This window comes from Sphingobacterium sp. R2, assembly GCF_040760075.1.
GTDB lineage: Bacteria > Bacteroidota > Bacteroidia > Sphingobacteriales > Sphingobacteriaceae > Sphingobacterium.
On the sequence record NZ_CP142884.1, the window covers coordinates 803,317 to 815,497 of the forward strand.

General features: G+C 41.1%; 9 protein-coding genes. 4 read left to right on the forward strand and 5 right to left on the reverse strand.

Features of this window, described 5'->3' with window-relative positions; genetic code table 11:
* Positions 1-12: 12 nt before the first annotated feature.
* The 4 genes from VXM68_RS03330 (at position 13) to VXM68_RS03345 (ending at position 4,178) form a co-directional block, all read left to right on the forward strand.
* Complete coding sequence (locus VXM68_RS03330) at positions 13-849, forward strand: endonuclease/exonuclease/phosphatase family protein (RefSeq protein WP_293957073.1); 837 nt, start codon at positions 13-15, stop codon at positions 847-849.
* Between the two features lie 232 nt (positions 850-1,081).
* Positions 1,082-1,900 carry a DUF4197 domain-containing protein gene (locus VXM68_RS03335; protein ID WP_294185304.1) on the forward strand — a complete coding sequence of 273 codons (819 nt, stop codon included), beginning with the start codon at positions 1,082-1,084 and terminating at the stop codon, positions 1,898-1,900.
* A gap of 329 nt (positions 1,901-2,229) precedes the next feature.
* Positions 2,230-3,492: a peptidase T gene (gene pepT / locus VXM68_RS03340; RefSeq protein WP_367210449.1), complete on the forward strand. Its 1,263-nt coding sequence runs from the start codon at positions 2,230-2,232 to the stop codon at positions 3,490-3,492.
* Between the two features lie 122 nt (positions 3,493-3,614).
* Entirely contained in the window at positions 3,615-4,178 is a 564-nt protein-coding gene (locus tag VXM68_RS03345; RefSeq protein WP_367210450.1) for a nitroreductase, read from the forward strand.
* Between the two features lie 70 nt (positions 4,179-4,248).
* Here VXM68_RS03345 and VXM68_RS03350 read toward each other — a convergent pair whose 3' ends face one another.
* From VXM68_RS03350 to VXM68_RS03370, 5 genes are all read right to left on the reverse strand, one after another.
* The gene (locus VXM68_RS03350; RefSeq protein ID WP_367210451.1) at positions 4,249-4,956 is read right to left on the reverse strand and encodes a hypothetical protein; all 708 of its coding nucleotides are present in this window, start codon (positions 4,954-4,956) and stop codon (positions 4,249-4,251) included.
* Positions 4,946-5,494, reverse strand: a complete 549-nt coding sequence (locus VXM68_RS03355) for an RNA polymerase sigma factor (protein ID WP_075994424.1) — start codon at positions 5,492-5,494, stop codon at positions 4,946-4,948. The genes VXM68_RS03350 and VXM68_RS03355 overlap by 11 nt, the downstream gene beginning before the upstream one ends.
* 145 nt (positions 5,495-5,639) lie before the next feature.
* Entirely contained in the window at positions 5,640-8,237 is a 2,598-nt protein-coding gene (locus tag VXM68_RS03360) for a TonB-dependent receptor (RefSeq protein WP_367210452.1), read from the reverse strand.
* Between the two features lie 769 nt (positions 8,238-9,006).
* Complete coding sequence (locus tag VXM68_RS03365; protein ID WP_367210453.1) at positions 9,007-10,263, reverse strand: YeiH family protein; 1,257 nt, start codon at positions 10,261-10,263, stop codon at positions 9,007-9,009.
* A 121-nt stretch (positions 10,264-10,384) separates the two neighbouring features.
* A complete protein-coding gene (locus VXM68_RS03370; RefSeq protein WP_367210454.1) occupies positions 10,385-12,166 on the reverse strand; it encodes an acyl-CoA dehydrogenase family protein in 1,782 nt (593 codons plus the stop codon).
* Between the last annotated feature and the right edge of the window lie 15 nt (positions 12,167-12,181).

Here is a 12,181-nt window from a genome sequence, read left to right on the forward strand (position 1 = left end):
ACGAAACTATTCATGAAAAAAAGTCTTTTTCTATTTTTAGCGCTCTGCATTTCCTTTCTGTCTTATGCCCAAGAATTTATTGCGGGCAGCTATAATATTCGCCAAAGAAACACTGTCGATGTGGACAACATGTGGAACGACCGTAAAGTTCCGTTAACTAATCTGATCAAATATCACGGCTTCGATATTTTTGGTATTCAGGAGGGATTCTTTGATCAGGTTCAAGATCTTAAAAAGCTGCTTCCTGGATTTGATTACGTGGGAGTTGGACGCGATGATGGCGCTCAGGAAGGTGAGCACTCCGCTATTTTCTACAATACAAATCGCTTTAAAGCGATAAAGAGTGGAACTTTTTGGCTTTCAGCAACCGACACCGAACACCCGAATAAAGGCTGGGATGCAGCACTACCGCGGATCTGTACTTGGGGTATTTTTGAGGATAAGGCCAACAAAAAACGCTTTATCTTTATGAACACACACTTTGATCATATCGGTCGTACAGCACGTACCGAAAGTGCCAAATTGATATTGGCAAAAGCAAAAGAGTTTGCCAAAGATCTACCGTTGATTTTAACCGGCGACTTCAATGTGGATGAAAAGGATGAAGCTTATTTCACCTTAGCAAACAGCAAAGTAGTCACTGACGTACATGAATTGGCAGCATTCAAATACGAGCCCAATTCTTCCTTCAATGGCTGGGGAAAAAGCATCAGACCAACAGGCCGAATTGACCATATTTTTATTACCAAACCTTTCCAGGTTAAAAAATATGGTATCCTAACGGACACGTATATGAATAAATTCCCTTCAGATCACTTTCCAGTGGCAACGACACTCTCCTGGAAATAATATTGCGTGAAGAAATCCTATCGTAAAAACAGCAGGTCCGATGAGGACCTGCTGTTTTTGTTTAAATTGCGTCAATTGAAGTGATTTGGGGTGATGCATTCGTACGATCTCTACAGATTGCTGTAGCCTATCTGCTACGATGCTAGACAATAGCCATGGTTTCTAGAAATTGGGTTAAACTTTCACATCGATTAACAGTCGATATGTTTAATTTTGACAGCAAAACAATAACATGATGAAATTTCCACTATTATATGGTACACTATTTGTCTCAGGACTACTTTATTCCAATGCAAGTGACGCACAGATTTTTAAGAAAATCAGTGAAACATTGACAAAAGCAAATCAGGGGCAAACCGACAGTACTAAAACCACTACAGCTTCAAATACTAAAGCAGCAGCATCGAAATCTAATACCTTGACCTCTTTATCTAACAAAGATGCTTCTTTGGGGATCAAACAGGCTTTAAGCAATGGTTTAAATCTGAGTATCGAATCTTTAGCCAAGAAGGATGGTTTTTTGGGTGATGCGGCAGTAAAGATTTTGATGCCTGCCGAAGCACAGAAAGTAGAAAAAACGCTTCGCGCTGTTGGTATGGGAAAATTATGCGATCAGTTTATACAGAGCATGAACAGAGCTGCTGAGGGAGCCGTTAAAGAGGCTGCCCCTGTATTTGTCAATGCACTTTCGAAGATGACGATTACAGATGCGACCAATATTCTTCTAGGCAGCAAAGAAGACGCCGCGACAACGTTTTTTAAAACAAATACATCGACGGAGTTAACGAACAAATTTAGTCCTGTTATCAAATCTGCCATGGGTGCAAACAATGTGGACCAGTATTGGACACAATTGACCTCAGCTTACAACAATCTCCCTTTAGGCAATAAAGTGGAGACAAATCTTACTGCCTACGTTACGCAGAAAGCAATTGACGGCCTTTTCATCAAAGTTGCCGACCAGGAGTCAAAAATTAGGCAGAACATAGGCGGCAGTAGAAATACCAATATTTTACAGAAAGTATTTGGTTACGCAGACGAAAAGAAATAGAGAACGATACAATAAAAAGAGGACCTGTCAACGATTTGATAGGTCTTTTTTTTGATGTGGAATGATCCAAGATTTCTTTTCAAATATCGAAGGGTAAAACTTTAGTATTCAAAAGCGCCAATGCAATTATATGTAGCAATAAATTCTCTTCAAAGGCAAATAAGATCGTATCCGCTCCTATAGGTTTCAGTTCCTATCGGTTTGTTAATAAATAGAATTAAACCCATGGAGTAGGGACAATTTGTTTGTAAATGCAACCAAATTAAATTGCAAATAAAAAGCAATTTATCTAAGTTTGATCGCCCTTATCACATTAAGGCTATTAGAAAATGAGCACATTTGATATCAATAACATAAGTGATTTTTCGGTATCCGAAAGATTTCAACGCTATGTACAGATTGACACACAATCTGATGCAAATTCACCAACATGTCCTTCCACGGAAAAGCAAAAAAACCTTGGAGAGTTACTGGTAAAGGAATTGTTGGCGTTAGGTATTTCAGACGCGGCAATGGATGAAAATGGCTACATCTATGCAACCATCCCTTCCAATACTACAAAGCAAGTTCCTGTTATCTGCTTTTGTTCTCATATGGATACTTCTCCGGATTCTTCGGGGAAGGATGTTAAACCTTTGGTACACACAAACTATCAGGGACAAGACTTGGTGCTTCCTGACGACAATAGTATTGTCATCAAATACGCTGAGCATCCAGACCTGGCCAATCAAATTGGCAATGATATCATTACTGCCAGCGGCACCACGTTATTGGGTGCAGATGACAAAGCTGGTGTGGCGGAAATTATGGATGCGGCCCGTTTATTAATGAAACATTCTGAAATCAAACATGGTGATATCAAAATACTTTTTACGCCCGATGAAGAGATTGGTAGAGGTGTTGATAAAGCAGATCTAAAACGTTTAGCAGCAGATTTTGCCTATACCATGGACGGTGAAAGAGCAGGTACTATTGAAGATGAGACATTTTCAGCGGATGGGGCAACGTTGACTATTCATGGTGTATCTGTGCACCCGGGTTTTGCCAAAGGGAAGATGCAAAGTGCTATCAAAATTGCCAGCTCAGTAATTGATGCATTACCAAAAGATCGGCTTTCCCCTGAAAGTACCAGTAAAAAAGATGGTTTTGTACATCCTGTTCATATCAGCGGTTCGGTAGAAAAAGCAGAAATTCAGTTTATCATACGCGATCATGTGACCGCCAATCTCAAGAAACACGAAGACGAACTGGAGGAAATTGCAAAATCTATCGTGGGAAAATACCCAAATTGTACGTATACTTTCGCTGTAAAAGAACAGTACCGTAATATGAAAGAAGTGCTGGATCAGCATCCTGAAATCATGGAAATCGGCATGGAGGCGATCAACCGCGCAGGAATGGTGGCTGAAAGAAGAAGTATCCGTGGTGGAACAGACGGCTCGCGCCTTTCATTTATGGGCTTACCTTGTCCGAATATTTTTGCCGGAGGCCATGCTTTCCACGGAAAACAAGAGTGGGTAGCGGTACAAGATATGGAAAAAGCTGTTAAAACAATTCTACATGTCGTATCTTTATGGGAAGAGAAAGCATAGTTGGACTTCATCCTGCCAAAGGCATTGTGTATGCCCAAAATAATATCAATTTCTGAGCAAATAACTGAGTATAACAGGTTCATTTATAGAATTAAAAAGTAGACACGCATAAATAATTAACAATGAAAAACGACGTATTAAAAGCGATACATTACAGAAGATCCGTATTTCAAGCTTCTTTTACAGAAGAAAAAGTCAGTAAAGAAGATATCTTGAATATTTTGGAAGCCGCTAACGCGGCTCCGACCCATAAAAGAACACAACCTTGGCGTTTTGTAATCTTCCGTAAAGAGGGGTTAGAACGTTTAGGGGCCGAATTGTCACGTATTTACAAATCGGTAACACCAACAGAGAAATACACGGAGGCAACAGAAATAACCATGGGTAAAAAAGCAACCCAGTCAAACGTTGCCATTGCGATTGTTGTCAACTATACGGGAGAAGTTCCTGAATGGGAAGAGCTGGCCTGTACCGCTGCTGCAGTTGAAAACATGTGGTTAGCTGCGCACTCGCTAAATATCGGCGGATACTGGGCAACCCCAGGTTTAATCAATCACTTGGGTGGTTTCTTAAATCTCGAAGAAAATCAAAAATGTATCGGTCTATTTTATTTAGGGCATCATCAATCTGAGCCACGTGAACCGAACCGTACACCAATTGAGGAAAAAATTCGCTGGGAAGAATAAACTGTATTCCTCTCCAATAGAATAACAGCCCACTTCTTACAAAATGGGCTGTTATTTAAAACATCAATCTCTATTTCATTTCAATTCCAAAACAATGCGGTGGTTTAATCACATTTGCTTGTGCTTGCTTTTTTTCATCCTTGACAGGAAAAGTGATCTTCAGCCGTCCTTTTGTTCCCTGCCATTTTGGTCCATTCTGTAGCAGGCGAACCGTTTCATTAATGAGTGAATGATCGGGTTGTCCTTCGGCACTAATATTAGTGGGCACTCCATTTTTGTCGACTGTAAAATTGACAATAATTTCGCCACTTCCTACAGGCGCTCCAGACTTCTGATTGAGGTACTGTTCAAAAGTTTTCCAGCCTTCAAGCGGTGTTGCGTCGCCACCGTCCAGCAAAGGTTGAACAGACACCTTGTTCTCAGGTTCACTTAATTCCACATCCGTTGTACGCTCTGCTTTACTGCTAAAATGCCTAAAATATAAGAGGGCCAATAAAGTCACAAACAGCACACCTGCGGTTGCACCTATGGCCAAACGCTGCCATGTGAAATACTGGGCGTGCCGTGTTGCAACGGTATCTTCCACCCTACGATTAAGACGTTGTTGGAGCAGGCTCAATTGACGCGTATCTACTCCATTTTGCAATCGGTAACCGTCGATAGCATCTTGTAAAAAAGGATCCTCCAATGCTTCTCGTTCCAGTTGAAACATTTCCTCCTTACTCATCAAACCATGGATGTAATTATGGATCCTTGATAATTGATAATTATTTTCCATTTTCTTTCCTTTCCATACAGATCTTCAGATTGCGCTTTCCATTTTGAATAGCACTTTTGACCTTATTCAAGTCATATCCAGTCAAATCTGCAATATCTTTATAACATTTTTGCTCGAGATAGAACAAACGTACACATTCCTCTTGTTCGCGGTTTAAAGTTTGCATACAGCCTTCCAGTTTCTCGAAATCCTTTTCTTCCCACTTCGCTTCACTGGTATCATTTAGCTTTTGTTCGCTTTCAAACAAATTGTTTTCAATATCAACCTGCGTCGTCCGCTTATCCTTACGTAATTGCATAAGGCAATAATTTTTACTGTAAACGTGTAACCAGCTCTTAAAATTATCGACTTCATATTGACGAAGCTTCGGTATCAGTTCTTCAAATATCTGCATCACAGCATCCTGACTACGATCGGGATCCTGTAAGTATTTAAAGCACACACCATAAAGCAAAGACATATAGGGCGAATATAGTTTCCCCAGTGTAGACAAGTCGCCGCTTGTTTTATAGTGTTGTAAAAGCTCTTTTTCGTTCATGCGCAAATCATTCACCTTAATGATGATTTAATATACAAATTTCCATATATAATAAAAGGAGCTATTGAAAATTAGTAAAAAAACAAAAAACCGTCCCCATGATGAAATGGAGACGGTCGATAAGAATATACTATGAATTACGGATTTAATTACCTTGTTTCCAATTGTATCGCAGTGTAACGCCATAAGTCCTTGGATCCGCAACTACACCTGCGTATTGCCCATAACTTCCCGGTGCCGCCAGCAACTGCTCGTAGTAATCTTTATTGGTTAGATTTCTACTCCACACAAACACCGAAATACCATTCGATCCCCTGAATCCTAGCCTGGCGTTCAAGACCGAATAGGCATCAATATTTAGGTATTGGGATGGTGAAGAACTGGACGAAAATTTAGAACGGTGAAATAGGTCTGCACCCAAAAAGTAAGATCCATTAATCCCAATCAGCTTACCGCTTTTATTTGCTTCGCCACCCAGCGACCAAGACCATTTGGAAACACCAGGAAGGGCGCCGCCAGAGATATCTTTAAAAGCCTGAGCTCCGCCAACCTCCTCTAAAGGGACAGGTGCGTTGGTAAATTTGACATACTTGGCATCTGTATAGGCTAGCGCTCCATTCAATCGGAGAAAATGTCCGATGTTGATGTTTCCATCCAATTCAACTCCCTTTACACGCACCTTCTCGGCATTGGCCAGATAACCACGGTTTACCCCCGGTTCAGGTGTCTGCACTTGGGTCTGATAGTCTTTGATATCCGTTTGGTAGACGGTCAGATTGAGCAGTGAATTGCGTGTTGGATTCGTCTTCACACCAATTTCCTTATGGCGGACAGCCTCAGGTTTTACTTCAGCGAGATCCAGCAACACTGCTCCATTAGCTGTCGGCAATCCACCGACGTTGATACCGACAGGTTTATAGCTGATGGAATACGTTGCGTAAGCATTGATCTTCGGATTGAAACGATATCTTGCGGAGAGTTGACCAGAGAAATTATCGGCATCCGCATTGACATCAAAAGTCTGATTGGTATATACACCGTTCTTTAAGGCAAGCAGTGCGGGGTCTGACGTCTGCAAACCACCATAGGTCTGCCTATCGTAGTTAGCCACCTTTTTATCATAGTTATAGCGCAACCCTGGGAGGATATGTAATTTTGGCGTTACAGCCCAATCAATCTGTGTATAGGCTGCCAAGCTTGTACTCTTAATTCCGTAAACGGTCTTGATTCCAAAATTGTCAAATAATCCCGGTGTCTGCCACAAACCACTGGTAGAGCTTTTTTGAAAACGCCAAAAGGCAGACCCTGTTTCTTCGGTATGTACGGGATCTGTACTTAGATCCTGCCAAAGGCCAAATAAACCAACAACCCCGCTGACCTTTTCACTGATCTTTCCAGAGTATCTGAATTCCTGCGACCACTGGTTATGGACAGAATTACCTGCTGAAACGGTGTATACCGGAAGTCCCAAGTAATCGCGGTCATTGAGCGGAACCCATGTCCATGTCCGCCACGCAGAGGTTGAGGTCAGTGTTCCTTCTCCAATCTTGATATCGGCATTCAATGCGACCCCACCCAATTTATTATCAGCTTTAGATTGTGTATCCAAATCTATCTTACGCTCGAAAGCACTTTTATAGGGCAACTCGTAGCCCAGATCTTTAATAATTGCATCAAATTGTCTGTAGTCTGCACGCTGTGTTTTTACAACTCCGGCAACCGCCCAGCCGTAACCATCGGGTTTTTGTGATGACACATCACCCGAAAGCACCAGTTTGATATTCTCGGTTGGGGTAAACAGCAATTGCCCTCTAAAGCCCAGGTTGTTGATATCATTGATCTTCCTATTGGTATGTACATTAAACAAGTTTCCATCCCGTTGTGTGCCAGAAAAAGAAGCTCTCGCAGCCAGGGTTTTGGCCAATGGTCCTGAGATGGACGTCTTCGCCTGAATAAAACCTTGATTTCCGTAGCTGACTTCCACATTGGCCTCTGGTGTGAATTGTGGTAACCGTGAGGTTATATTAAATGCACCTGCAGTTGTATTTTTTCCAAACAGCGTACCCTGCGGGCCACGCAATACCTCTATCTGGTCAATATCAATAAAGTCCAGCCAAGTCGCGGCAGGGCGGGCAATATATACACCATCAAGATAGAATCCTACACCCGGATCGATACCATCATTGGTGAGGCCATAAGTTGAGCCCAATCCCCGGATATTAAGCGTCGTATTACGTGCGTTCGATGCATACAACTGAACTGTAGGTACAAGCTCTTTTAGTCGATTGACATTAAAGGCGCCTGCATCTTCCAATGCAGCGCCACGAATAATCGATACGGGAATAGGAACATCCTGTAACTGCTCTTTACGACGGCGCGCTGTTACCACCACTTGATCCAATGCTTCCAACCGCGGCGTAAGCTCAATTACTGCAGGGGATTGATCAATAACAATATGACGGGTTTGATAACCAACAATGGATACAATCAATGAAAAAGGTAATTTTTGTCCTGTTACAAACTGGAAAACGCCTTTACTGTCGGTTTTCACCTGGTGTGTAACGGCCTCCAACTGAACCGTCACGCCTTGCAGGGGTTCTTTTGTTACGGCGTCAATTACGGTACCTGTCAATGAGGCATTTATAATAGGTTTAGGATTTTCTACTTGCGCATAAGTATGGTAAGAACCTGTTAAAAGCAAGCTAAAAATGACGCTAATTCGAAAAATAGCATTTTTTTTCATAAATTTATTCAGTTTAATGGTGAATTTAAAACAAGTGCCAACGCCAATCGATACTTGCTTCATTGTTAAAACTTGGTAAAAGGGAAGCCTTGGCTTCCCTTTTCTGATATAAGAGTGTGTAAGAGAGAAATTTTAACAACACATTCGTTTTTGGCAACTTTCTAGGCCAACAACAGCTCCTTCTACCGAAGCAACCAATAAACTTGTTTTTGAAAAGTAATTTTGTTTCATTCTTTTTATCTTGTTATTTTCTTTTATTTCCTGCTGCATAAACGAATCAGTATATGCACTTACCAAACGGCAATTTCAAACAACTTTAATCGCATGTCTTTTTTTAAAATCAATGTCTTGGCTAGTTCGATTCATAATCATGTCAGTCCTTTTTGATCGCCTTCCTATTAACCTGTAAATCAGATAACGATACAAATATATAAATATTTTTTAAAAGACTACTAATTTGATAGATTTAATAATATTTTTTTTAAAAACTAATTAACACCTAACTAACAACCATTTAGACCAATAAAAAGGCTACTCACAGTTCTCTTAGCATGCAAAAATCACGAAGCTAACCATCCTAATCACCAACTATCCAGCGAAAATCAAAAAGTAAATCAATTTTATAAAAACGAAGATCTGTGCTACGAATCAGAAAACAAACGCTACTCATAGCCCCTTGATGAAAAAGCATAAAAAAGGCCGTCCTAGTTAGACGGCCATCTTTACAGTCATATAAAACGATCTATTTCACCTTGAAACACTTAGCATCTTAACGAAATAGCACCAGTGCAATCAATAAAGTAATAATAACATTAAAAGTCTGGGCAATCAGAAAAGCATATAGCGGTTTCTTGTTATCTTGTACAAAAAGATCCTTAAAGTTCGTTTCCAAACCAATGGATGTAAATGCCAAGGTAAACCAGAGGCCCTGTAAATTTTTCAAACTTCCTTTGACGGCATCAATCTTCTCGGGAGATATCACGAAGGAAAAGAGCAGCGATGCAAATACAAATCCCAACACAAACTTCGGGAAACGTTCCCATATAATTTTGAGCGTAGGCTTATCCCGCTTGGTTTCATCATCTACCGATTTCGCATAAGTCCAATAAATACTGATTGCAAAAGCCGCCAGCCCCAACAATACGTTTTGGGAAAATTTCACAATGGTACTGATCTTCAACGCTTCTTCACCTACCAGGGAACCCGATGCCACAACAGCTCCTGTTGTATCTATACTCCCGCCGAGCCAAGCACCGGTAACTTCTTGCGACAAGCCCATCCACTCCGCCATATAAGGCATAAAAATCATCATTGGGATTGCTGTAATAAGGACCAACGAAATTACATAGGAGAGTTTTTTACTATCACCTTTAATTGCTCCCGAAGTTGCTATCGCTGCCGAGACACCACAAATAGATACTGCACTCGACAGCATTAGGGACATCTCCTCGTCAATATTTAATTTTTTACAGATCCAGAACGCAAAGTACCAAACAGACAGTACGACAGCCAGTGCTTGAATAAGCCCCAAGGATCCCGCTTTTAGGATATCCCCGAAGATCACGGTAGTTCCGAGCAGAATTAGGCCTATCTTGACATACAGCTCGGTACTTAGCGCCTCTTTAAACCAATTAGGCAGTTTAAAGCAATTGCTGATGACTAAACCGATAATCAAACTAAAAATTACAGCTTCGAGATTGTATTCTTTAACTGTTGCATTCCCTGCCAGCACCAATGCAAATACGGTAAGGATAAATACAACAGGAAATACAACGAATAAATGTTTTACAGATTTCCCCAAAAGAAAGGCACCCAATATCGCGGTAACGAATACAAAAATAAACTGCTCAAAAAGCTTCATTAAATTTGTCGGGTCGAAAACCGTTGCGACGAGTTCGGCGGAATTACTCCACGAAAAACTAGGTACTGGCGCAACAATTCCTGAGAGCGCGAGAAATATGGTAGCGATCCCCAAAATGACGACTACCCAGTCTTCTGTAAATGTAAATGATCTTGAAGATGTCATATAATGGTTAGGGTTTAAAAGGTTAAATTTAATATAATTACAATGACTTCTGGAATTGTAACACAAAAATGGCCGAAGATTTCTCTCCAGCCATTAACCAAAACCAATAATCTATTATCTATCAAAAACAATATTTATTCTCATCTATCAATTTCTTAGCGATTCGCTGACGTGCATCTTTCACATTAAATGGCTGTGCTTTTGTGAATCTGCGCAAACCAACCAACATCATATTCAGTTCATCACCTTCACCAAACGAATATAATGCTTCTTTACCGGCAGCGCTGATTTTATCAATAGCACCATACAGATAGATCTCAGCCATATCTTTTGCATAGTCTGCTTTATCAGATCCTGTATGCAGCAATTTTTCTGCACGTAACAAGACTGACTCGGTGATATAAACATACCCGATAATATCCGCAATATTCATGAGGATTTCCTCTTCTTTGGAAAGCGACATCATCAATTTTTGCACTGCTGCTCCCGCAATCAATAACCCAGCTTTTTTAAGGTTTGCCACAATTTTCTTTTCTGCAGCGAAAGGCGCATCGTCCTCTTCACCAAAATCTGGAATAGCGAGAAGCTCTCCAGCTACAGCTTGGGCAGGTCCCATCAGATCCAATTCACCTTTCATGGCCCGTTTTAACAGCATGTCAACGACAAGCAATCGATTCACTTCATTGGTACCTTCAAAGATCCTGTTGATCCGTGAATCCCGATAAGCGCGTTCCATTGGCGCATCTGCTGAGTAACCCATTCCACCATAAATCTGTACCCCTTCGTCAACCACATAATCCAACATCTCCGAGCACCATACTTTGATGATAGCGCACTCAATTGCAAACTGCTCCACAGACTTCAATTTTGCTTTTGCTTCATCCATACCGCCAGCAATCAATGCATCGTAGGCATCATCAATATTTTGACCGGCACGATACGATGCCGACTCCACAGCAAACAAACGTGTTGCCATCTCAGCCAGCTTATAACGAATGGCGCCAAATTTGGAAATCGGCAGATTAAACTGCACACGTTCATTGGCATATTGCACCGCATGGTTGATCACCATCCGTGCCGAACCGATCGTGGCAGCGCCTAGTTTTATACGGCCAATATTCAGGATATTTACAGCAATCTTAAATCCATTTTCACGATCAGAAAGCATATTCTCTACAGGAACGGCGCAATCATTGAAGAAGATCTGTCGTGTTGAAGATCCCTTAATACCCAATTTATGTTCTTCGGGATTCATCGTGATGCCACCAAAGTCTTTCTCAACAATAAATGCTGTCAGGTTTTTATCATCATCGATTTTTGCAAATACGATGAAGATATCTGCAAAACCGCCGTTTGTAATCCACATTTTTTGTCCATTGATCAAATAATGTGTCCCCTCGGCATTTAATTTTGCGGAAGTACGACCCGAATTTGCATCCGATCCAGCATTGGGTTCCGTCAAACAATACGATGCCTTCCATTCACCGGTAGCAAGCTTTGGAACATATTTTGCCTTTTGGGCATCATTACCATAATACAAAATAGGCAGCGTACCGATTCCCGTATGAGCAGACAATGCGACAGCAAAAGAAAACCCGCCACCTACCGCATCGGCAACAAGCATAGAAGTGTTGAAATTCTTGCCGAAACCACCATATTCTTCGGGAATAGAAACACCCAACATGCCCAGTTCACCGGCCTTATCCATCAAACTAGGCATAAGTCCTTCTTCTTGGGCATCGATACGGTCGAGCTTATTTAGTACTTCGGTATCCAGGAAATCCAAGCAGGTCTGACGAATCATTTTAGCTTCTTCATCAAATTCTTCCGGAATAAAAACGGCTGTATAGGGAGTCTCTCTAATCACGAACTCTCCGCCTTTAATTGCTTTATTTTCGCTCATTGTCTTTTTAGATTT

Coding starts and splice junctions, on each gene's coding strand:
- VXM68_RS03365 (WP_367210453.1), bottom strand. CDS start 10,263: ATGACATCTTCAAGATCATTTACATTTACAGAAGACTGGGTAGTCGTC.
- VXM68_RS03370 (WP_367210454.1), bottom strand. CDS start 12,166: ATGAGCGAAAATAAAGCAATTAAAGGCGGAGAGTTCGTGATTAGAGAG.
- VXM68_RS03350 (WP_367210451.1), bottom strand. CDS start 4,956: ATGGAAAATAATTATCAATTATCAAGGATCCATAATTACATCCATGGT.
- pepT (WP_367210449.1), top strand. CDS start 2,230: ATGAGCACATTTGATATCAATAACATAAGTGATTTTTCGGTATCCGAA.
- VXM68_RS03360 (WP_367210452.1), bottom strand. CDS start 8,237: ATGAAAAAAAATGCTATTTTTCGAATTAGCGTCATTTTTAGCTTGCTT.
- VXM68_RS03330 (WP_293957073.1), top strand. CDS start 13: ATGAAAAAAAGTCTTTTTCTATTTTTAGCGCTCTGCATTTCCTTTCTG.
- VXM68_RS03355 (WP_075994424.1), bottom strand. CDS start 5,494: ATGAACGAAAAAGAGCTTTTACAACACTATAAAACAAGCGGCGACTTG.
- VXM68_RS03335 (WP_294185304.1), top strand. CDS start 1,082: ATGATGAAATTTCCACTATTATATGGTACACTATTTGTCTCAGGACTA.
- VXM68_RS03345 (WP_367210450.1), top strand. CDS start 3,615: ATGAAAAACGACGTATTAAAAGCGATACATTACAGAAGATCCGTATTT.